A 21,660-nucleotide genomic window follows, 5' to 3' on the forward strand; every position below is an offset into this window, starting at 1 on the left:
GCCGATCGGTTCAGCCCGAGGTCAGACCGGTTGCCTGGTGGTTGCCGACGACGAAGGTGTTCACGCCCGGTTCACATTGCGGCTGACGTGCGCTCACCACGTCCTCCTAGCGTCCGGCTGGTACGCCGCCTGTCGTGTCACCGACTTCTCTGGAGGCTTCCCCCATGAGCGACCGTCCCCGGCTGCTCCCCCTGTTGAACGGCACCCGCCATGGCACCCGTGATGCCATGACCTGTCTGTACCGGTGCGGAAACGCGTGTGACCACCCGGTGCCGAACACCTCCGACAACGCGTACTTCGGTGACGTGGTGAACGCCGAGGTGTCGCGGCGTGGCGTGGTCCGGGCCGGCGCGGTCGGCGCGCTGGTGCTCGGTTTCGGCGGCGCGGCAGCCGGCGCGCTCGCCGGTGCTGCTCCGGCCATGGCGGCCCCGACCGCCCCGGACGTACCGGAGAACTTCGGGTTCGGTCGTCCGAGCACCGGGGTCGGCAGCGGCGCGCTGACCTTCAAGCCGATCCCACCGAACAAGCTGGACACCCTTGTCGTGCCGAACGGCTACGACCACGCCGTGGTGATCAAGTGGGGCGACCCGGTGCTGCCGGGCGCGCCGGAGTTCAACCTGCACCACCAGACCGCCGCCTCGCAGTCCAAGCAGTTCGGCTACAACAACGACTTCGTGGGCGTGCTGCCGCTGGACAAGCAGGGCAAGCGGGCGCTGCTCGTGGTCAACCACGAGTACACGAACGAGGACCTGATGTTCCCGGGCTTCCCCGGCCTGGACGGACTCTCCGTGGAGCAGCTGCGCACCGCCATGGCCGCGCACGGCATGTCAGTGGTGGAGCTCGAGCGGGTCGCGGGCACCGGGCAGTGGAAGCCGGTCGGCAAGGGCCCGCGGCCGTACAACCGGCGGGTCACCGCCCTGAGCACCAAGTTCGACCTGACCGGCCCGGCCGCCGGCTCGGCGTGGCTGAAGACCGCCGCCGACCCCAAGGGCCGCACCGTCGTCGGCACGCTGAACAACTGTGCCGGTGGCGTGACCCCGTGGGGCACTGTGCTCTCCGGCGAGGAGAACTTCAACCAGTACTTCGTGGGCGCCGACGCCGCACCGGCCGAGCTGAAGCCGAAGCTGGACCGTTACGGCATCAGCACCGCCAGCCGCTACCCCAGCGGCAGCCGCAAGTGGGAGCGCGCGGACGAGCGCTTCGACCTGGCGAAGCACCCCAACGAGGCACACCGGTTCGGCTGGGTCGTCGAGATCGACCCGTTCGACCCGGAGAGCCGCCCGCGCAAGCACACAGCGATGGGCCGGTTCAAGCACGAGGGCGCCAACGTGATCGTCGCGAAGGACGGCCACGTTGTCGCGTACATGGGCGACGACGAGCGGTTCGACTACCTCTACAAGTTCGTCTCGGACAAGAAGTTCATGAAGGGCAACTCCTGGGCTGCCCGCAAGCACAACCTGACGCTGCTGGAAGCCGGCACGCTGTTTGTGGCGAAGCTCGACCAGACCAGCGCCGCCGAGATCGACGGCACGGGCAAGCTCCCCGCCGACGGCGCGTTCAACGGCCGGGGTCGCTGGATCAAGCTGGTCAGCGGCAACCGGTCGTTCGTCGACGGAATGACCGCCGCGGACGTGCTCACCTTCACCCGGCTCGCCGGTGACAAGGTCGGCGCGACCAAGATGGACCGCCCCGAGGACGTCGAGCCGAGCCTGCTCACCGGCAAGGTGTACGTGGCGCTGACCAACAACACCAACCGGGGCGTCGGCAGCAACCCGAAGGCGGACGAGGCCAACCCGCGCAACGCCAACAAGCACGGGCAGATCCTGGAGCTGGTCGAGGACCGCAACGACAACACCTCGGAGACCTTCGCCTGGTCGCTGCCGATCGTCTGCGGCGACCCGACCGACCCGTCGACCTTCTTCGCCGGGTACGACAAGACCAAGGTCTCCCCGATCTCCTGCCCGGACAACGTCGCCTTCGACGCCACCGGCAACCTCTGGATCTCCACCGACGGCAACGCGCTGGGCAGCAACGACGGCCTCTTCGCCACCGCCGTGGAGGGTCCGGAGCGGGGTCACCTCAAGCAGTTCCTGACCGTGCCGCTCGGCGCGGAGACCTGCGGCCCGTTCATCAGCGGCGACAACCGCTCGGTCTTCGTCGCCGTGCAGCACCCGGGCGAGATCACCGGGGCCTCGGTGGAGAACCCGGCCTCGAACTGGCCGGACGGTGACTACGCCAAGCCGGGCGTGGTGGTCACCTGGCGCCTCGACGGCGGCCCGGTGGGCAGCTGACGTCGTACCCCCGGCCGAGCGGCCGCTGACGTTGCTCTGGCGGTCCGGCGCTGGACCGCCCCGAGAGGCCCTCTCCCAGCCCGGGAGAGGGCCTCTCGGCGGTCAGTTGTCGGAGGCGATGCCGTCGGCCACGCTCCGGGCCACGGTGAGCAGCTTGGCGCGCACCACCCGGGCGGAGGTCATCATCTCGCTGGCCGGCAAAGCGCACGCCAACACGACGCGGCGCTCCATGTCCTTGTCCGGCGCGACGAGCACCGCGGCGCACGCCACCCCCTGCCGGAACTGCCCCATCTCCAGTTGCATGCCGCGCCGGTCACCGGCGGCCAGGTCGGCCTCGAAGGTCTCGGTGGTGGTCAGCGTGGCGGTAGTGAACGGGCGCATGCCGTACTCGCGCAGATAGCGGTAGCGCTGGTCGGTCGTGAGGGTGGCGAGCAGCGACTTGCCGAGAGCTGTCGCGTGCGCCCCTTCGTCGAAGCCGGGGACCAGATCCTCCAGGTAGGGCGAGCGGTGCCCCTCGGCGACCGCCGTGAGAGCCACCTGACCGCCGACGAACCGGCCGAGGTAGTGGCTGTAGCCGGTGTCCAGGGCGGCTCGCCGCAGCGTCTCACCGACCGCCGGCGGGCCCCGGAACGCCGTCACCAGCTCCCGGTACCGGTCGGCCACCTCCAACCCCACGATGTACGTGCCGTCCTCGCGACGGATCACGTAGCCCTCGTAGGCGAGGGTGCGAACCAGGTGGTACGTGGTGGCCACTGTCAGCTCGCAGCGCCGGGCGATCTGTTTGACGGTCAGGCCCTTCGGGGCGCGACCGACCGACTCCAGCACCCGTAGCGCTCGGGACACGCTGCGAATCAGGTCCGAAGGTTCTGCCAAGGGGTCGCGCACAACCACCTCCGCCGCCGGGGACTTACACCATATGAAAAACAGGCCCGGTGCGAAATGCCTGTTCGGGTCGAGGATGCCAGATCACCATCCACAGCTAGTGCCCCGCCAGTCACCAGGAGTGCTGTGAGCGGGGCTCGCGTAGGTTTGCCGAACGATGACCGACATCTCCAATACCCCCGATCCGGCCGCTGCCCAACCCCATCCGGTCCGGGCCAGCGCCGGCGCAGTCGTCACCACGGTGGCCTGCGTACTCCCCGTCTTCCTGCTCGGCGGGCTCGCCGTGCAGATGGGCACGGACCTCGGCTTCTCGCCGGCCGGGCTGGGCCTGGCCGTCTCCGTCTACTTCGGGGTCAGCGCGCTGGCCTCGGTGCCCTCCGGGCGGTTGGTCGAGCGGTACGGGCCGGCCCTGGTGGCCCGCTGCGGCATCCTGCTGGCCGCCGGGTCGATGCTGGCCGTGGCCGCCTTCGCCCGGTCGTACCCGGTGCTGGTCGGCCTGCTGGCCCTCAGCGCCGCCGCGAACGCGCTCGGCCAGTTGGCCAGCAACGCCGCGCTGGCCCAGCACGTGCCGGCCCGGCGGCAGGGGCTGTCGTTCGGTGTCAAGCAGGCCGCCATCCCGGTCTCCACACTGCTGGCCGGGGTGGCGGTGCCCACCATCGCGCTCACCGCCGGCTGGCGCTGGGCGTTCGTGGCCGCCGCCGTGGCCGCGCTGACGACGCTGGCCGCCGTACCCCGGCAGTTGCCCGGCCTGGCCCGGCGGGCCGGCGGCAGCCGCGCCGGGCGGGCGACGGCGGCGCTGGTGGTGATCGGCGCGGCGGCGACGTTGGCCTCGGGCGCGGCCAACTCGCTGGGCACCTTCCTGGTGGACTCCGCAGCCGCCCGGGGCCTGTCGCCGGGCCTCGCCGGCCTCACCCTGACCCTGGGTAGCGCGGTCTGCGTGGCGGCTCGGGTGGGCGCCGGCTGGTTGGCCGACCGCCGCGAGACCGGCCACGTCGCCCTCATCGCCGCGATGCTGCTCGTCGGCGCGGTCGGGCTGGGTCTGCTCGCGTTGACCGGCTCGGTGCCGTTGGTGATCGGCGTGGTGCTCGGCTTCGGCCTGGGCTGGGCCTGGCCCGGCCTGATGAACTTCGCTGTGGTCCGGCTCCACCCACAGTCACCGGCCGCCGCCACCTCGATCACCCAGACCGGGGTGTACGCGGGCGGCTGTCTCGGCCCGCTGAGCCTGGGCCCGCTCGCCGCTCACCTCGGTTACCCGGCGATGTGGACCATCGCGGCCGTGGCGATGCTGCTCGCCGCCGCTCTCATGCTCGTCGGCAGCCGGCTGTTGACCCGCGCCGCCGTAGCGACCCGGGGCGTGGATCAGCTGGTGCGGTCGGCGATGTAGTCGCAGAGCGACTCGAGCGCGCTGCGGGACGGGCCATGCGGCAGCGGGGCGAGTTGCGCGCGGGCCTCCTCGGCGTAGCTGCGCACGGTCTCCCGGGCCCGCTTGAGCGCCGGGCTCTCCCGGAGCAGCCCCAACGCCTCGGCGTGCAGCGCGTCGTCGGTCAACGGGCCGGTCGCCAGGATCTCCCGCAGCCGCACCGACGACGCGTCGGAGTCGTCCGCCTCGCGGGCGTAGAGCACCGGCAGCGTCGGGACACCCTCGCGCAGGTCGGTGCCGGGGGTCTTGCCCGACTGCACCGACTCGGAGGCGATGTCCAGCAGGTCGTCGGAGAGCTGGAAGGCGACACCGATCGTCTCGCCGTACCCGGCGAGGGCCTCCACGTGCTCCGGGGCGGCACCACCGAACATCCCACCGAAGCGGGCGGACGTGGCGATCAGCGAGCCGGTCTTCTCGGCGATCACGTTCAGGTAGTGGGCCACCGGGTCGTCGTCAGCACGCGGCCCGACCGTCTCCGCGATCTGGCCGTGCACCAGCCGGGCGAAGGTGCGGGCCTGCAACCGGACTGCCTCGGGGCCCAGGTCGGCGGCGATGTCCGCCGCGCGGGCGAAGAGGTAGTCACCGACCAGGATGGCGACCGAGTTGGTCCACCGGGAGTTCGCGCTCGGCGCGCCCCGACGGACGGCGGCCTCGTCCATCACGTCGTCGTGGTAGAGGGTAGCGAGGTGAGTGAGCTCCATCACCACGGCGGCCGGGACCACCTGCGCACCGGTCGGATCACCGAACTGGGCACCGAGCGCCACCAGCAACGGCCGGAACCGCTTCCCGCCGGCCTCGACGAGGTGCCGCGCCGCCTCGGTGACGAACGGGTCGGCACTGGACACGCTGGCCCGCAACTGGACCTCGACCGTGTCCAGAAGACCCAGCACGGACGCTTCGACACGGGGATCGGAGAGGTTGAGGCCAAGCGCGCCGAACTGACTCGTGCTCGCCCGACCCCGTCGACCGCCGGAGCCGGAGGCACCTGAACGCTCGCCCGCCGGTTTCACCACGCTATCAACCATGCCACACCCGTTCGACCTGCTCCGGCCCGGGGATACGCACCGGGGGCCGGCACGTGAACACGCGCCGACCCCCGGTAATCGATCCTCCGGTCATCGAACGAATTCGGCGGCTCCGGTAGCGAGGTCGAGCAGCGGCGCCGGGGCGACGCCCAACACCAGGGTCGCCAGCACACCGATCATCAGCGCGGCGGCGGTGAGCCCACCGGGCACGGTGACGGTCGGAGTGGACTCGCCCGGCTCGGAGAGCCACATCATCACCACGACCCGCAGGTACGGGAACGCGAGCACCATGCTGGTCAGCACACCGGCGATCACCAGCCAGGCCTGGCCACCCTCCAGCGCCGGCCCGAAGGTGGCGAATTTGCTGGTGAAGCCGCTGGTCAGCGGGATACCGGCGAAGGCCAGCAGGATGAACGTGAACAGCGCGGCGAAGAACGGCGACCGACGGCCCAGCCCGGCCCACCGGGACAGGTGGGTGGCCTCGCCGTCCTCGTCGCGAACCAGCGTCACCACGGCGAACGCGGCCAGCACCGAGAAGCCGTACGCGACCAGGTAGAACATCGTGCCGGCGAGCCCGTCGCGGCTCGGCGCCAACACACCGACCAGCAGGTAGCCGGCGTTGGCGATCGAGGAGTACGCGAGCAGCCGCTTGATGTCGGTCTGGGTGACCGCGAGCACCGCACCCACCAGCATGGTCAACACCGCCACCGCGCCGAGGACCGGGGTGAAGTCCCAGTTGGCGTCGGCGAACGCGACCTGGAAGACGCGCAGCAGGGCACCGAACGCGGCGACCTTCGTGCAGGCCGCCATGAACGCGGTGACCGGGGTCGGAGCGCCCTGGTACACGTCCGGGGTCCAGACGTGGAACGGCGCCGCCGCGGCCTTGAAGAGCAGACCGATGGCGAGCAGCGCCATGCCGGCGAAGAGCAGCACCGGGCTGGCCGGCGACTCACCCACCGCCGCGTGGATGGTGGCGAAGTCGACGCCGGCCGTCCGGCCCGGGATGCCGGAGGTGAAGCCGTAGATCAGGGCCACGCCGAACAGGAAGAACGCCGAGGCGTACGCGCCGAGCAGGAAGTACTTCATCGCCGCCTCCTGGCTCAGCAGACGCCGGCGACGGGCCAGCGCGCAGAGCAGGTAGAGCGGCAGGGAGAAGACCTCCAGCGCGATGAACATGGTCAGCAGGTCGTTGGCCGCCACGAAGATCAGCATGCCGCCGATCGCGAACGTGGTCAGCGGGTAGACCTCGGTCAGACCGTTGCGCCCCTCGGCCTGCCGTCGGTCGTCGGCCGACTCGGCGGTCACCGCGGCCTGGGCGACGAACGCCCCGCCCCGCTCGACCGAGCGGTCACCGATCAGCAGCAGCGCCATCGCGGCCAGCACCAGGATCGCGCCCTGGAGGAAGAGCGTCGGCCCGTCGATCGCGAGGGCCTGGCCGGCGGTGATGATCCGCTCGTCGGCGCTGAGAACCACCATGGTCAACGCCGCGAGCACCGCGAGCAGCGCCAGCGTCAACTGCACCACGTGCCGCCAGCGACGAGGCACCAGCGCCTCGACCAGCACGCCGAGCAACGCCGTGCCCAGCATGATCAGGATCGGAGAGATCGCTGCATAGTCGATCGACGGCAGTTTCAGCTCGGTCACTTTGCTGCCTCCTGGACGGTGCCGCCCACGGACGGCGCCGGGTCGGTTCTGCCGATGTCGTCCATTGTCGCCTGGACGGCGGGGTTGATCACGTCAGTGACCGGCTTGGGGAAGAAGCCGAGCAGCACGATCAGCGCGATCAGCGGGGCGACCACTACCTTCTCGCGCAGGTTGAGGTCCCGGCGCATGCCGTCGACCTCGGTCAGCGCCGGGTTGAGGGTGCCCTGGGTGGTGCGCTGCACCATCCACAGCACGTACGCGGCGGCCAGGATGATGCCCAGCGTGGCGATGACAGCGACCGGCTTGTTCACAGTGAAGGTGCCCATCAGCACCAGGAACTCGGAGATGAACGGCGCCGTACCGGGCAGTGCCAGCGAGGCGAGACCGGCGAAGAAGAGCACCCCGGCGAGCACCGGGACCAGCTTGCCGGCGCCACCGAAATCACTGATCAGCGACGAACCACGTCGGGAGATCAGCATGCCCACCACCAGGAAGAGCAGGCCGGTGGCCAGCCCGTGGTTGAGCATGTAGAGCACCGCGCCGGTGCCGGCCTGGGTGGTGAAGGCGAAGATGCCCACCCCGATGAAGCCAAAGTGCGCGATCGAGGTGTACGACACCAGCCGCTTGAGGTCGTTCTGGCCGACCGCCAGCAGCGCGGCGTAGACGATGCCGATCACGCCGAGGGCCAGCGCCCACGGCGCGAACCACTTCGACGCCTCGGGGAACAGCGGCAGGCAGTAGCGCAGGATGCCGAACGTGCCGACCTTGTCCAGCACGCCGACGAGCAGCGCCGCCGCGCCCGCCGGGGCGGCGCCACCGGCATCGGGCAACCAGGTGTGGAACGGGAAGAACGGCGCCTTGATGGCGAACGCGAGGAAGAAGCCGAGGAACAGCCATCGCTCGGTGCCGGTGCTGATGTCGACCTGCGAGAGTGCCTGCCAGTCGAAGGTCTTTCCACCGACGACCCACAGGCCGATCACCGCGGCCAGCATGAACAGACCGCCGACCAGCGAGTAGAGGAAGAACTTCACCGCCGCGTACTGCCGCTGGTGGCCGCCGTAGCTGCCGATGAGGAAGTACATCGGCACCAGCATGACCTCGAAGAACACGTAGAACAGGAAGACGTCGGCGGCCGCGAAAACGCCGATCATCGTGCATTCGAGGACCAGCAGCAGCGCGAAGTAGACGGGCACCGACCGCTTCGACGACTCGGCGTCGTGCCAGGACGCCAGGATCACCAACGGCACCAGCACCGCGATCAGCATCAGCATCACCAGCGCGATGCCGTCGGCGGCGAAGGTGAAGCTGACCCCCCAGTTCGGGATCCACGAGTACGACTCGCGGAACTGGAACCGGTCACCGCCGGCGTTGAAGCTGACCCACATCACCACCGAGAGCACCAGCATGAGCAGCGACCAGGCGAACGCCACCTGCTTGGCCAGCTCCGGGCGGTGGCGCGGCAGGAAGGCCACCACCAGGGCGCCCACCAGCGGCGCCACGGTGAGCACCGAGAGGAACGGGAAGTTGGACATTATGCGGCCTTACCTCCGTCGTCACTGCGTGGTCCGCCGGCGGGGGCGGCCGGGAACAGGTCGATCACGCCAACCACCCCGCCTGCACCGCCAGGAACGCCGCCATCACCAGCAGCGCACCGGCCAGGATCGAGGTGGCGTACGAGCGGACAAAGCCGGTCTGCAGTCGGCGGAGGCGACCCGAGCCCCCACCGACCGCGGCGGCGAGCCCGTTGACGAGCCCGTCGATGCCCCGGTTGTCGAGGTACACCAGCGCCCGGGTGAGGAAGATGCCGGGCTTCTCGAAGACCGCCTCGTTGACGGTGTCGGTGTAGAGGTTGCGTCGGGCGGCGGTGACCAGCACCCCGGCCGGCTGCGGCGCGGTGGCCGTGCCGGCCCGGAACAGGAACCAGGCGAGCCCGGCGCCGAGCACGGTGACCAGCAGCGACAGCGTGGTGATCACGGCGTGCGAGAGGACCGCCTCGTGCTCGGCGTGCTCGCCGCCCAGCCCGGCGGTCTCCGTGAGCCAGTCCGGAACGGACGTGGCGAGCAGGAAGCCGGCACCGACCGACCCGACCGCCAGGAGGATCAGCGGGATGGTCATCAGCTTCGGCGACTCGTGCGGGTGCTCGATGTCCTCGGTCCACCGCTTCGGACCGTGGAAGGTGAGCACGAACAGCCGCGTCATGTAGAACGCGGTCAGCCCGGCGCCGAGCAGCGCCGCGCCGCCGAAGAGCCAGGCGGTCCAGTCCTCCCGCTCGAAGGCCGCCACGATGATCGGCTCCTTGGAGAAGAAGCCGGAGAACGGGAACATGCCGATGATGGCCAGCCAACCCATCATGAAGGTCAGCCAGGTGATCTTCATGTACTTGGACAGCCCACCGAAGCGGCGGATGTCGACCTGGTCCTTCATGCCGTGCATGACCGAGCCGGCGCCCAGGAACATGTTGGCCTTGAAGAAGCCGTGCGCCAGCAGGTGCACGATGGCCAGCGCGTACGCCGCGCCGCCGAGGCCCACACCGAGGAACATGTAGCCGATCTGGCTGACCGTCGACCAGGCGAGCACCCGCTTGATGTCGTCCTTGGCGGCACCGATGATGCAGCCGATCAGCAGGGTGAGCGCGCCGACGCTGACCACCACGAGTTGCAGCGTCGAGTTGGCGGAGAAGATCGGGTTGGACCGGGCGATCAGGTAGACGCCCGCGGTGACCATGGTGGCGGCGTGGATGAGCGCCGACACCGGGGTCGGGCCCTCCATCGCGTCCGGCAACCACGCCTGGAGCGGGAACTGGCCGGACTTACCGGCCGCGCCGAGGAGCAGCAACAGCCCGAGGACCAGCACCGTGGTGCCGGTCAGCGCGCCGACACCGTTGAACACCTCGTCGTACTGGGTGGTGCCCAGGGTGGCGAACATGATGAAGATGCCGATGGCCAGGCCGGCGTCGCCGACCCGATTCATCAGGAACGCCTTCTTGCCGGCGGTGGCCGCGCTCGGCCGTTCGGTCCAGAAGGAGATCAGCAGGTACGACGCCAGACCGACGCCCTCCCAGCCGAAGTACAGCATCACGTAGTTGTTGCCGAGCACCAGCAGCAGCATCGCCGCGACGAACAGGTTGAAGTACGCGAAGAACCGACGACGGCCCGCGTCGTGCGACATGTACTCCACTGCGTACAGGTGGATCAGGAAACCCACCCCGGTGATCAGCAGTACGAAGACCGCGGCCAGCGGGTCGAAGAGCAGACCGAAGTCGACGCGCAGATCACCGACCGCGATGAAGTCCCAGAGGCTCAGCTCGACCGACTTGTTCTCCAGGCCACGCAGCTGGAAGAAGAAGCTCAGGCCGAGCACGAACGCGGCGCCGATGGCGGCGACGCCCAACCAGTGCCCCCAGCGGTCGGCCCGGCGGCCGAGCAGCAGCAGGATGGCCGCGCTGACCAGCGGGATCGCCACCAGCAGCCAGACGCCCCCAAGCAGCCCCGTGGCCTGGGCGTATTCCACAGTCTCTTCCACCGGTGGACCCCTCTAGTACTTGAGCAGGTTGGCGTCGTCGACACTCGCCGAGCGTCGCGTCCGGAAGATGGACATGATGATCGCGAGCCCGACCACGACCTCGGCCGCCGCCACCACCATCACGAAGAACGCCATGATCTGGCCGTTGAGGTCACCGTTGATCCGGCTGAAGGTGACCAGCGTCAGGTTGGCGGCGTTGAGCATCAGCTCCACGCACATGAACAGCACGATCGCGTTGCGCCGGATCAGCACCCCGGCGGCGCCGATGGTGAACAGCACCGCGGCGAGGACGAGGTAGTAGGTCGGCTCGACCGAGAAGAACGATCCCATTATTTGTCCGTCCCCTTCAGCGCGGTCTCCTCGGCGGTCAGCTCGCGCTGCGGAAGGATCGCCGGGGTGCTGCGGTCGGTCAGGCGGCCGTCGGGCAGCCGGGCCGGGGTGGCCACCGAGGAGGAGGTCGCGAAGACGCCGGGGCCCGGCTTCGGGCCGGGGTAGTTGCCCGGGGCGAAGCGCGCCTTCATGGTCGACACCTGGTCGACCTTGTCCTGCTTCCGTCGCTCGACGTGGGCCAGCACCATGGCACCGACCGCCGCGGTGATCAGCAGCGCCGAGGTCAGCTCGAACGCGAAGACGTACTTGGTGAACAGCAGCCGGGCGATGCCCTGCACGTTCCCCTCGGCGTTGACCTGCTCCAGACCGGCAGTGGTGGTCTGGTCCAGCGCCTGGTAGAGGCCGGTGCCGACCAGGCCGGCGAAGCCCAGGCCGAGCACGATCGCGGCGACCCGCTGGCCGCGCAGCGTCTCGATCAGCGAGTCGGTGGAGTCCCGTCCGACCAGCATCAGCACGAAGAGGAAGAGCATCATGATCGCGCCGGTGTAGACGATGATCTGCACCATGCCGATGAACGGACCGGCCTGGAGCACGTAGAAGACGCCCAGGCAGAGCATGGTCAGCACCAGCCACAGCGCCGAGTGCACGGCGTTGCGCGCTGCCACCATCCCGATCCCGCCGATCAGCGCGAGCGGGGCGAGGATCCAGAAGGTGACCGCCTCGCCGGTGGAGACCGAACTCGCCGCGGCGAGCACCGTGGACGTGGTCATGCTTCCTCTCCCTTGCCGGCCGCCACGCGCTGGGCGGCCTGCTCGGCGCCCGGGAACGTCACGCCGGGGTGCTCCTCGACCTGGTAGCGGCCGGGGCCCATCGGGGACGTCTCCGCACCGGCGGAGGTGCCCGGGTTGTCCAGCGCGCCGACGTAGTAGTCCTTCTCGCTGTCACCCAGCCGCATCGGGTGCGGAGGCTGCTCCATGCCCTCCAGCAACGGCGCGAGCAACTGCTCCTTGGTGAAGATCAGGTCCTGCCGGTTGTCCCGGGCCAGCTCGTACTCGTTGCTCATGGTGAGCGACCGGGTCGGGCAGGCCTCGATGCACAGCCCGCAGAAGATGCAGCGGGCGTAGTTGATCTGGTAGATGCTGGCGTACCGCTCACCCGGCGAGAAGCGCTGCTCGTCGGTGTTGTCGCCACCCTCGACGTAGATCGCGTCCGCCGGGCAGGCCCAGGCGCACAGCTCGCAGCCGATGCACTTCTCCAGGCCGTCCGGGTGCCGGTTGAGGATGTGCCGCCCGTGGTAGCGCGGCGCCGACACCGGCGGCTTGAACGGGTAGTCGGTGGTGACGACCTTCCTGAACATGTGCGAGAAGGTGACACCGAATCCCTTGAACGTTCCGGTGATCGCGCCCACGTCACACCTCCCTGGAGTCCGAGCCGGCAACGATGTTGGCCGGCTCCCGCTCGGCGACCACGCGCGTGATACGCGGGCTCGGTGGTACCTGAAGATCCATCGGTGGCAGCGGGAAGCTCCCGTGCGGCCGGTTGTCGACCTGTTCCTGCGTCGTCGGCGTCGGCTCCGGCTTCCGGCTGGGCCAGAAGATCGTGGCGATCAGCAGGATGCCGGCCGGAATGCCGACGGCGATCACCTTGCCGCGGGTGTCCCAGTCCTCGATGGAGCGAAGGCCCGACAGGACCAGGATCCAGACCAGGTTGATCGGCAGCAGCACCTTCCAGCCGAGCCGCATGAACTGGTCGTACCGCAGCCGGGGCAGCGTGCCACGCAGCCACACGAAGACGAAGACCAGCGCGATCACCTTGCCGAAGAACCAGAGCATCGGCCACCAACCGGAGTTGGCGCCCTCCCAGATGGTGATCGGCCAGGGTGCTCGCCAACCGCCCAGGAACAGTGTGGTGGTGACCGCGGACATGGTCACCATCGCGACGTACTCGCTGAGCATGAAGAGCGCGAACTTCAGCGAGCTGTATTCCGTCATGAAGCCGGCGACCAGCTCGGACTCGGCCTCGGGCAGGTCGAACGGCGCCCGGTTGGTCTCACCCACGGTGGCGATGAAGAAGATGATGAAGCTCGGCAGCAGCAGGATCGCGTACCAGCCCGGCGCCGGGATGGGCTGGCCGAAGATGGTCAGCTGGGTGCCGTCGCCCTGAGCGGCGACGATCCCGCTGGTGCTCATCGTGCCGGCGGTCATGAAGACCGCCACGATGCTGAGCCCCATGGCGACCTCGTAGGAGATCATCTGGGCGCTCGACCGGAGACCACCCAGCAGCGGGTACGTCGAGCCGGAGGCCCAACCACCCAGCACGATGCCGTAGACGCCCATCGAGGAGCAGGCGAGCAGCAGCAGCACCGCCACCGGCACATCGGTGACCTGCAACGGCGTGTGGTGGCCGAAGATGCTCACCATCGGGCCGAACGGCACCACCGACAGGGCGGTGACCGCGCAGATCACCGAGATGGTCGGGGCGAAGAAGTAGACGACCTTGTCGGCCGCCTTCGGGAGGATGTCCTCCTTGAAGGCCATCTTCAGGCCGTCGGCGAGGGTCTGGAGCAAGCCGAACGGGCCGACCTGGTTGGGGCCCGGCCGCACCTGCATGTAACCGACCACGCGCCGCTCGAACCAGACGCCGAGCAGGGTGGCCAGCAGACCGAAGGCGAACGCGAAGACAATCTTGCCGAGAACCAGCCACCACGGATCCCGGCCGAAGTCGGCCAACGTCGGATCCTGGGCGAGAAGGGGACTCACGGTGCCCACCTTTCGTTCGCGACTGCGGGGCTCACTCGCTGCGCTCGTTCACTCCTCGCGCTCACTGGTTACCCCCGGAGTTGAGGAGCGGACCCGGGAGACCGGTCTCGTCGGCCGCCACGCGTCCGGCCGGGATGGCCGTACCCGGTGCGGGGACGGAGATCCGGACGACCGCGCCGGACGTCGCCCCGAGGCTGCGCCGCACGGTCGAGCCGGGTGAGTTGGTCGGCAGCCAGACCACGCCGTCCGGCATCTCGGTGAGTTCCGCCGGCAGGGTCAGCGCCCCCCGGTCGGTGCCGACCGTGACCGCGTCACCGTCGACCACACCGAGCGCCTCGGCGGTGCCCTTGCCCAGCCGGACCACCGGCGGGCGGGCGGTCCCGGCGAGGTTCTCGTCGCCCTCGGTCAGGGTGCCGAGGTCCACCAGCTGGTGCCAGGTGGCCAGCACGGCCTCCCCGGCGTTCGGCTGCGGCACCCGGCCCGGCGCCACCGACGGCGCGGCCGGCCGGGACATCCGCGTCGCCGGCAGCGTGCCCAGCTCGCGACGCACGCTCGGCACGTCGGCCGTGCCGAGCCGCACGTCGAGCAGCGCGGCCAGCGCGTCGAGCACGCGACCGTCGGTCATCGCGGCGGTGTTCAGCACCGCCTCGAACGGGCGCAGGCGGCCCTCCCAGTCCAGGAAGCTGCCGGCCTTCTCGGCCACCGGGGCGACCGGCAGCACCACGTTCGCCCGCCGGGTCACCGCGCTGGCGCGCAGCTCGAGGCTGACCAGGAACGGCACCGCGTCCAGGGCGGACTCGGCCAGTCGCGGGTCGGCCAGGTCGGCCGGGTCGACACCGCCGACGACCAGCGCGCCGAGCTGCCCGTTGGCGGCCGCGGTCAGGATGCCGTCGGTGTCCCGGCCAGCCTGGCTCGGGATCACCCCGGCCGGGATGTCCCACGCCTCACCCAGCTCGGCCCGGGCGGCCGGCTCGGTGACCAGGCGTCCACCGGGGAGCAGGTTGGGCAGGCAGCCCGCGTCGACAGCGCCGCGGTCACCCGCGCGCCGCGGCACCCAGGCCAGCTTCGCGCCGGTACGCCGGGCCACGTCCGCCGCGGCGGAGAGCCCGCCCGGCACGCTGGCCAGACGCTCACCGACGATCAGGATCGCGCCAGGTGCGCTCAGCGCCTCGCTGACCGTGGCGTGCTCGGCGAGCACGCTGGCCTCCTCGCCCGGCACCACCCGGGCCAGTTTGGCACCGAGCTTCTCCAGGCCGCGGGTGGCGAAGGGCGCCAGCGCGTACACCGTCAGGGTCTTCTTCAGGTACGCCTTGCGCAGCCGCAGGAAGAGGATCGGGCACTCCTCCTCGGGCTCCAGGCCGACCAGCACCACCGCCGGCGCGTTCTCCACGTCGGTGTAGGTGACGTCGGTGACCCCGGCGACCGAGCTGGCCAGGAAGTCGGCCTCCTCGCGGGAGACCGGGCGGGCCCGGAAGTCGATGTCGTTGGTGTTCAACGCGACCCGGGCGAACTTGGCGTACGCGTACGAGTCCTCGACGGTCAGCCGACCGCCGGTGAGTACCGCCGTGCCCTGCCCGCTCTCCCGAGCGATGTGCAGCCCCTCGGCGGCGACGGTGAGCGCCTCGCTCCAGGACGCCTCGCGCAGCTCACCGGTGTGCTCGTCGCGGACCAGCGGAGTGGTCAGCCGGTCGGCGGCCCGGGTGTACTGGAAGCCCCAGCGGCCCTTGTCGCAGTTCCACTCCTCGTTGACCTGCGGCTCGTCGCCGGCCAGCCGGCGCAGCACCTTGCCGCGCCGCCAGTCGGTGCGCTGCCCGCAGCCGGCCGAGCAGTGCTCGCAGACGCTCGGGCTGGACACCAGGTCGAACGGGCGGGCGCGGAAGCGGTACTGGGCGCCGGTCAGCGCACCCACCGGGCAGATCTGCACGGTGTTGCCGGAGAAGTAGGAGTTGAACGGGACGTCCCCCTCGTCGCCCTCCTCGCCGTAGGCGTCGTCCCGGTAGATGTTGATTTCCTCGGCGGACGACCGGCCCATCAGGTCGATGAACTTGTCGCCGGCGATCTCCTCGGAGAACCGGGTGCAGCGCTGGCAGAGCACGCACCGCTCGCGGTCCAGCAGCACCTGGCTGCTGATCGCCATCGGCTTCTCGTACTCCCGCTTGTGCTCGTGGAAGCGCGAGTCGGTGCGGCCGGTGGACATCGCCTGGTTCTGGAGCGGGCACTCGCCGCCCTTGTCACACATCGGGCAGTCCAGCGGGTGGTTGAGCAGCAGCAGCTCCATCACCCCCTCCTGCGCCTTCTTGGCCACCGGGGAGGTGATCTGGGTACGCACGACCATGCCGTCGGCGACGGCCTGGGTGCAGGAGGCGACCGGCTTGCGCTGCCCCTCCACCTCGACCAGGCACTGTCGGCACGCGCCGGCCGGGGCCAGCAGCGGGTGGTCGCAGAACCGGGGGATCTCGGTGCCCATCTGCTCGGCGACCCGGATCAGCAGCGTCCCCTTGGGGGCGGTGACCTCGACGCCGTCGATGGTGAGGGTGACGGTTTCGGTCTGCTTGGCTACGTCGGTCATCAGTGAGCTCCAACCAGCTGCTTGTCGGAGAGCTTCGGCGCGGACCGACCCTCGATGTAGTCGAGGTAGTCCTGCTTGAAGTACTGCAGCGAGGAGGTCACCGAGCTGGTCGCGCCGTCACCCAGACCGCAGAACGAGCGGCCGAGGATGTTGTCGCAGGTGTCCAGCAGGGTGTCCAGGTCTTCGTGGGTGCCCTGACCTGCGAGGATCCGCCGGTAGACCCGGACCATCCAGTAGTTGCCCTCACGACACGGGGTGCACTTGCCGCACGACTCGTGGTGGTAGAACTCCAGCCACCGGTACGTCGCGTAGACCGGGCAGTCCTGGTCGGAGAAGATCTGGGTGGCCGTGGTGCCGAGGATCGAGCCGGCCGCCGCCACCTGATCGAAGTCCAGTGGCACGTCCAGGTGCTCGGCGGCGAGCAGCGGGGTGGACGAGCCGCCCGGGGTCCAGAACCGCAGGTTGTGGCCGGGCTGCATCCCACCGGCCAGCTCCAGCAGCTCGCGCAGCGTGACACCCATCGAGCACTCGTACTGGCCCGGGTTGGCGACCCGACCGGAGAGCGAGTAGATCATCGGTCCGGAGGACTTCTCGGTGCCCATGCTCTTCCACCAGTCGGCCCCACCGAGCACGATCGGCGGCACGCTGGCGATGGTGCCGACGTTGTTCACCACCGTCGGGCTGGCATACAGGCCGTGGGTGGCCGGGAACGGCGGGCGCAGCCGGGGCTGACCCCGGAACCCCTCCAACGAGTCCAGCAGCGCCGTCTCCTCGCCGCAGATGTACGCCCCGGCGCCGGAGTGCACCACCAGCTCCAGGTCGTAGCCACTGCGCAGGATGTTGCGGCCCAGGTACCCCTTGTCGTACGCCTCCTGGACCGCGTTGCGCAGCCGACGCGCGGCGTGCACCGCCTCGCCCCGGATGTAGATGTAGGCGCGGGCGGCCCGGATCGCGTACGACGCGATGATGACGCCCTCGACCAGCGCGTGCGGGTCGTGGGTCATCAGCGGCAGGTCCTTGCAGGTGCCCGGCTCGCCCTCGTCGGCGTTGACCACCAGGTAGTGCGGCTTACCGTCGCCCTGCGGGATGAAGCCCCACTTGAGGCCGGTGGGGAAGCCGGCGCCACCCCGGCCGCGCAGCCCGGAGTCCTTGATCAGCTGGATCAGGTCGTCCGGGTGGGCCTTGAGCGCCTTGCGCAGCGCGGCGTAACCGTCCAGCTGCTCGTACGTGCCGATCTGCCAGGCGTCCGGCGACAGCCAGCGCTTGGTCAGCACCGGCGTCAGCTTTGCCAGCGTCTCCGGGCGGGGAGTGGTCACTTCTGGGCCCCCGTTTCGTTCGCGTCCGCCGGTCCGGCGCCGTCAGCGTCCGTGCCAGCCTTCGCTTCGGTGAGGTTGCGCTCCTGCGCCCCGGCCTCGTCGCCGGCGGGCTTGCCGTCGCCGGCCGGCGGGTTGGCCGCCACGCCGGCGGCCTCTGCTGCTCGCGCGTCACCAGCCTCGGGCGCGGTGCCGGTGCGGTCCGTCGGGACCCTGGTGCCAGGGGCGTCCGGCACCGCAGTGCCCGCGTCCGGCTGCCGGGTCTCGGCGGTACGCACCTGCGGCGACTTGTCGTCCGGTGCCTTGACGTCCCGCGTGGTGCTGCCACTCGCGTCTGCCGGCAACGCCGGCTCGGCGACCCCGGCCGCCCCCGTCGGGGCAGACGCCCCGTCGCCACCCTTGACCGGTGCCGCGCTGGCCTCGACGGGCGCCGGCTTGGCGGCCTCCGCCTTCGCCTTCGCCTCGGCGGCGGCCTTGTCGGCCTCGGCCTTGCTGCGGATCGGGGTGTTCGGGTCGAAGCCCGGCACCGAGACGCCGTGCTGCTGGGCCAGCCGCAGCCCGCGCAGGGTGGGCTCGCCCGGCCCGCCGTCGGCGACCGCACCGTCGCGCTCGTCGGCGAAACCGGCGAGCTGCACCGCCATCTCCTTGAGGGTGCAGAGCCGGGCACCCCGGGTCGGCATCGGCCGGCCGCCGGAGCGCAGCTCGTCGACCACACCGACAGCTGTGGAGGCGTCCACGCCGTCGAAGAAGTCGTAGTTGACGGTCATCACCGGGCCGTAGTCGCACGCCGCCAGGCACTCGGCGTGCTCCAGCGTGATCGTGCCGTCCGTTGTGGTCTCGTCGTGCCCGACGCCCAGGTGCTCGGCGAGGGTGTCGTAGACCTCCTGGCCTCCGAGCACGTTGCACATCGTGTTGGTGCAGACGCTGACCAGGAAGTCACCGGTCGGCTTGCGCTTGTACATCGTGTAGAAGGTGGCCACCGCGCCGACCTGGGCCTTGTTCAGCCCCAGCACCTCGGCGCAGAACGCGACCCCGGCCGGGGAGACGTACCCCTCTTCGGCCTGCACCAGGTGCAGCAGCGGCAGCAACGCCGAGCGGGACCGGTCCGCCGGGTAACGGGCGATGATGTCGCGCGCCCGCTCCCGGGTCTCGTCAGTGAAAGTCGTCGTCATCGGTCACACCCACCCATCACCGGGTCCAACGAGGCACCGCCGGCGATCACGTCGGCGATCAGACCGCCCTCGGCCATCGCCGGGAGGGCCTGGAGGTTGACGAAGCTCGGCTCCCGGTAGTGCACCCGGTAGGGCCGGGTGCCACCGTCGGAGACCGCGTGGACGCCCAGCTCGCCGCGGGGCGCCTCGATGGCGACGTACACCTGGCCGGGCGGGACCCGGAAGCCCTCGGTCACCAGCTTGAAGTGGTGGATCAGCGACTCCATCGACTGACCCATGATCTTCGCGACGTGCTCCAGCGAGTTGCCCATGCCGTCCACGCCGATGGCCAGCTGCGCCGGCCAGGCGATCTTGCGGTCGGCGACCATCACCGGGCCCGGACGGAGCCGGTCCAGCGCCTGCTCGACCAGCTTCATCGACTCCCGGATCTCGGCGAGCCGGACCTGGTAGCGACCCCACACGTCACCGTCGGGGTGGGTCGGCACGTCGAACTCGTACGTCTCGTAGCCGCAGTACGGCATGGTCTTGCGAAGGTCCCAGGCGAGGCCGGCGGAGCGCAGCACCGGGCCGGTGATGCCGAGCGCCACGCAGCCGGTGACGTCCAGCACCGCGACGTTCTTCGTCCGCTCGGTCCAGATCGGCTGACCGGAGAGGAGGTCCTCGTACTCCTTGAGCTTCTTCGGCATCATCTTGAGGAACTCACGGATCTTGATGATCGCGTCGTCCGGCACGTCCTGTGCCACACCGCCGGGCCGCACGTACGCGTGGTTCATCCGCAGGCCGGTGATGGTCTCGAAGATGTCGAGGATGTACTCCCGCTCACGGAAGCCGTACAGCATGATCGAGATCGCGCCCAGCTCCATGCCGGTGGTGGCCAGCCAGACCAGGTGCGACGAGATCCGGTTGAGCTCCATCATCAGCACGCGGATCGTGGTGGCCCGCTCGGTGATGTCGTCGGTGATGCCGAGCAGCTTCTCCACCGCGAGGGCGTACGCCGTCTCGTTGAAGATCGGGGCGAGGTAGTCCATCCGGGTCACGAACGTCGAGCCCTGGACCCAGTTGCGGTATTCGAGGTTCTTCTCGATGCCGGTGTGCAGGTAGCCGATGACCGAGCGGGCCTCGCGGACCGTCTCGCCCTCCAGCTCCAGGATCAGCCGCAGCACCCCGTGCGTGGACGGGTGCTGCGGACCCATGTTGACCACGATCCGCTCGTCGTTGATCGGGTCGGTGCCCGCGACGATCGTGTCCCAGTCCCCACCGGTGACGGTGAAGACCCGTCCCTCGTCGGTCTCACGCTCGCTGGCGTAGTTCGACGTCGTCACTGGTACGACCTCCGCTCGCTCGGCGGCTGGATCTCCGCGCCCTTGTACTCGACGGGGACGCCGCCGAGCGGGTAGTCCTTGCGCTGCGGGTGGCCCTCCCAGTCGTCCGGCATGAGGATCCGGGTCAGGCTGGGGTGGCCGTCGAAGACGATGCCGAACATGTCGTACGCCTCGCGCTCCTGCCAGTCCGCCGTCGGGTAGATGGCGGTCACGCTGGGCAGGTGCGGGGCCTCGACGGAGACCGCGGCCTCCAGCCGGACCCGCCGCCGGTACGTCATCGAGGTGAGCAGGTAGACCGCGTGCAGCCGGCGTTCGTCGGCGCCCAGGTAGTCCGCACCGGACACCGAGGAGCACAGCTCGAACCGCAACGCCAGGTCGTCCCGCATCACCTGGCAGACCTCGGCGATCCGCTCCGGGCGTACGTGCAGGGTCAGCTCGCCCCGGTCGACAACGACCTTCTCGATCGCGTCGTTGAAGGCCGGGTACGCCTCCTCCAGCGCGTCGCGGACCTCGTCGAAGTAGCCCCCGTACGGGCGGGACGCCTCCTCGATGGGCTGACGCTGGCGGACCAGGCCGCCGTAGCCGGACACGTCGCCGGTGCCCTGGTTGCCGAACATCCCGCGACCGGCCGGGCTGGCCGGCGGGAACTCGGCGGGGGCACCACTGGTGGCACCGGCCGGCACCACCGGCAGCGGTACGCCGCCGTCGTTTGGCTTGTCGCTCATTTGGGGCCTGCCTGCGGGTGGAGGTGGTTCTGAGCGTTCATCCAGTTCTCGATGCGCAGCTGCTCCTCGCGGCCCTCGCGGACCGCCCGGGTCCACTCGGCGCGCCGGGCCTTGTCGCTGCGGTACGAGGAGGGCATCGAGCCGTAGGGCACGACCGGGACGTCACCGCGCTCCTGGCGGGCCGCGAGCATCTTGCGACCGTTCGGGCCGAGCGGCTCATACATGATCTTCTCGCGGAGCTTGAGGATCGCGTCGATGAGCATCTCCGGCCGGGGCGGGCAGCCGGGCAGGTACATGTCGACCGGCACCACGTGGTCGACGCCCTGCACGATCGCGTAGTTGTTGAACATGCCGCCGCTGCTGGCACAGACGCCCATCGAGAGCACCCAGCGCGGCTCGGCCATCTGGTCGTAGATCTGGCGCAGCACCGGGGCCATCTTCTGACTCACCCGGCCGGCCACGATCATCAAATCGGCCTGCCGGGGCGACGCCCGGAAGACCTCCATGCCCCAGCGGCCCATGTCGTAGTGCGGACCACCGGCGGCCATCATCTCGATGGCGCAGCAGGCCAGGCCGAAGGTGGCGCCCCACACGGACGACTTCCGAGACCAGTTGACCAGCTTCTCCACCGAGGTGAGCAGGACGCCGGCGGGAAGCTTCTCCTCGATGCCCATCTGACGTTCCTT

General features: G+C 70.0%; 17 protein-coding genes. 2 read left to right on the forward strand and 15 right to left on the reverse strand.

Going from position 1 to position 21,660, the window contains the following annotated elements:
- The first annotated feature begins 164 nt into the window (after positions 1-164).
- Positions 165-2,291: a PhoX family phosphatase gene (locus tag ABZS40_RS18610; RefSeq protein ID WP_354944445.1), complete on the forward strand. Its 2,127-nt coding sequence runs from the start codon at positions 165-167 to the stop codon at positions 2,289-2,291.
- 102 nt (positions 2,292-2,393) lie between these two features.
- Here the strand turns inward: ABZS40_RS18610 and ABZS40_RS18615 are convergent, their stop codons facing one another.
- Positions 2,394-3,176: an IclR family transcriptional regulator C-terminal domain-containing protein gene (locus ABZS40_RS18615; protein ID WP_238679885.1), complete on the reverse strand. Its 783-nt coding sequence runs from the start codon at positions 3,174-3,176 to the stop codon at positions 2,394-2,396.
- Positions 3,177-3,330: 154 nt separating this feature from the next.
- Between ABZS40_RS18615 and ABZS40_RS18620 the strand changes: the two genes are divergently transcribed.
- Positions 3,331-4,557 (forward strand): MFS transporter, encoded by a 1,227-nt coding sequence (locus ABZS40_RS18620; RefSeq protein ID WP_354944446.1) that lies wholly within the window; start codon positions 3,331-3,333, stop codon positions 4,555-4,557.
- Here the strand turns inward: ABZS40_RS18620 and ABZS40_RS18625 are convergent.
- The 14 genes from ABZS40_RS18625 to ABZS40_RS18690 all read right to left on the reverse strand — a co-directional run bounded on the left by ABZS40_RS18625 (position 4,533) and on the right by ABZS40_RS18690 (position 21,648).
- Entirely contained in the window at positions 4,533-5,618 is a 1,086-nt protein-coding gene (locus ABZS40_RS18625) for a polyprenyl synthetase family protein (RefSeq protein ID WP_354944447.1), read from the reverse strand. The two genes, ABZS40_RS18620 and ABZS40_RS18625, sit on opposite strands and share 25 nt — an antisense overlap.
- A 90-nt stretch (positions 5,619-5,708) precedes the next feature.
- Positions 5,709-7,262 (reverse strand): NADH-quinone oxidoreductase subunit NuoN, encoded by a 1,554-nt coding sequence (nuoN, locus tag ABZS40_RS18630; RefSeq protein WP_354944448.1) that lies wholly within the window; start codon positions 7,260-7,262, stop codon positions 5,709-5,711.
- Entirely contained in the window at positions 7,259-8,794 is a 1,536-nt protein-coding gene (locus ABZS40_RS18635) for an NADH-quinone oxidoreductase subunit M (RefSeq protein WP_354944449.1), read from the reverse strand. The genes nuoN and ABZS40_RS18635 overlap by 4 nt, the downstream gene beginning before the upstream one ends.
- Before the next feature lie 64 nt (positions 8,795-8,858).
- On the reverse strand, positions 8,859-10,784 hold the full coding sequence (gene nuoL, locus ABZS40_RS18640; RefSeq protein ID WP_354944450.1) for an NADH-quinone oxidoreductase subunit L: 1,926 nt from the start codon (positions 10,782-10,784) through the stop codon (positions 8,859-8,861).
- A 12-nt stretch (positions 10,785-10,796) separates the two neighbouring features.
- Entirely contained in the window at positions 10,797-11,114 is a 318-nt protein-coding gene (nuoK, locus tag ABZS40_RS18645) for an NADH-quinone oxidoreductase subunit NuoK (RefSeq protein WP_238684800.1), read from the reverse strand.
- Positions 11,114-11,884 (reverse strand): NADH-quinone oxidoreductase subunit J, encoded by a 771-nt coding sequence (locus tag ABZS40_RS18650; RefSeq protein ID WP_354944451.1) that lies wholly within the window; start codon positions 11,882-11,884, stop codon positions 11,114-11,116. The genes nuoK and ABZS40_RS18650 overlap by 1 nt, the downstream gene beginning before the upstream one ends.
- Positions 11,881-12,522: an NADH-quinone oxidoreductase subunit NuoI gene (gene nuoI, locus ABZS40_RS18655; protein WP_112585694.1), complete on the reverse strand. Its 642-nt coding sequence runs from the start codon at positions 12,520-12,522 to the stop codon at positions 11,881-11,883. Before nuoI ends, ABZS40_RS18650 begins: the two co-directional genes overlap by 4 nt.
- 1 nt (position 12,523) lies before the next feature.
- On the reverse strand, positions 12,524-13,873 hold the full coding sequence (nuoH, locus tag ABZS40_RS18660) for an NADH-quinone oxidoreductase subunit NuoH (protein WP_354944452.1): 1,350 nt from the start codon (positions 13,871-13,873) through the stop codon (positions 12,524-12,526).
- 61 nt (positions 13,874-13,934) lie between these two features.
- Complete coding sequence (locus tag ABZS40_RS18665) at positions 13,935-16,442, reverse strand: NADH-quinone oxidoreductase subunit G (RefSeq protein WP_354944453.1); 2,508 nt, start codon at positions 16,440-16,442, stop codon at positions 13,935-13,937.
- Positions 16,442-17,758, reverse strand: a complete 1,317-nt coding sequence (gene nuoF, locus ABZS40_RS18670; RefSeq protein ID WP_354944454.1) for an NADH-quinone oxidoreductase subunit NuoF — start codon at positions 17,756-17,758, stop codon at positions 16,442-16,444. The genes ABZS40_RS18665 and nuoF overlap by 1 nt, the downstream gene beginning before the upstream one ends.
- Complete coding sequence (gene nuoE, locus ABZS40_RS18675) at positions 17,755-18,927, reverse strand: NADH-quinone oxidoreductase subunit NuoE (protein WP_354944455.1); 1,173 nt, start codon at positions 18,925-18,927, stop codon at positions 17,755-17,757. Before nuoE ends, nuoF begins: the two co-directional genes overlap by 4 nt.
- On the reverse strand, positions 18,924-20,249 hold the full coding sequence (locus ABZS40_RS18680) for an NADH-quinone oxidoreductase subunit D (protein ID WP_354944456.1): 1,326 nt from the start codon (positions 20,247-20,249) through the stop codon (positions 18,924-18,926). Before ABZS40_RS18680 ends, nuoE begins: the two co-directional genes overlap by 4 nt.
- A complete protein-coding gene (locus tag ABZS40_RS18685; protein WP_354944457.1) occupies positions 20,246-20,974 on the reverse strand; it encodes an NADH-quinone oxidoreductase subunit C in 729 nt (242 codons plus the stop codon). Before ABZS40_RS18685 ends, ABZS40_RS18680 begins: the two co-directional genes overlap by 4 nt.
- On the reverse strand, positions 20,971-21,648 hold the full coding sequence (locus ABZS40_RS18690) for an NADH-quinone oxidoreductase subunit B (protein ID WP_030486262.1): 678 nt from the start codon (positions 21,646-21,648) through the stop codon (positions 20,971-20,973). The genes ABZS40_RS18685 and ABZS40_RS18690 overlap by 4 nt, the downstream gene beginning before the upstream one ends.
- Positions 21,649-21,660: the final 12 nt, after the last annotated feature.

It is taken from the genome of Micromonospora sp. NPDC005324, assembly GCF_040607155.1.
Classification (GTDB): Bacteria; Actinomycetota; Actinomycetes; order Mycobacteriales; family Micromonosporaceae; genus Micromonospora; species Micromonospora trifolii.

Bases quoted from the DNA above. Each gene is read 5' to 3' on its own strand.
- ABZS40_RS18610 (WP_354944445.1), top strand. From the start codon at position 165: ATGAGCGACCGTCCCCGGCTGCTCCCCCTGTTGAACGGCACCCGCCAT.
- ABZS40_RS18620 (WP_354944446.1), top strand. From the start codon at position 3,331: ATGACCGACATCTCCAATACCCCCGATCCGGCCGCTGCCCAACCCCAT.
- ABZS40_RS18625 (WP_354944447.1), bottom strand. From the start codon at position 5,618: ATGGTTGATAGCGTGGTGAAACCGGCGGGCGAGCGTTCAGGTGCCTCC.
- ABZS40_RS18635 (WP_354944449.1), bottom strand. From the start codon at position 8,794: ATGTCCAACTTCCCGTTCCTCTCGGTGCTCACCGTGGCGCCGCTGGTG.
- nuoK (WP_238684800.1), bottom strand. From the start codon at position 11,114: ATGGGATCGTTCTTCTCGGTCGAGCCGACCTACTACCTCGTCCTCGCC.
- ABZS40_RS18650 (WP_354944451.1), bottom strand. From the start codon at position 11,884: ATGACCACGTCCACGGTGCTCGCCGCGGCGAGTTCGGTCTCCACCGGC.
- ABZS40_RS18665 (WP_354944453.1), bottom strand. From the start codon at position 16,442: ATGACCGACGTAGCCAAGCAGACCGAAACCGTCACCCTCACCATCGAC.
- nuoE (WP_354944455.1), bottom strand. From the start codon at position 18,927: ATGACGACGACTTTCACTGACGAGACCCGGGAGCGGGCGCGCGACATC.
- ABZS40_RS18685 (WP_354944457.1), bottom strand. From the start codon at position 20,974: ATGAGCGACAAGCCAAACGACGGCGGCGTACCGCTGCCGGTGGTGCCG.
- ABZS40_RS18690 (WP_030486262.1), bottom strand. From the start codon at position 21,648: ATGGGCATCGAGGAGAAGCTTCCCGCCGGCGTCCTGCTCACCTCGGTG.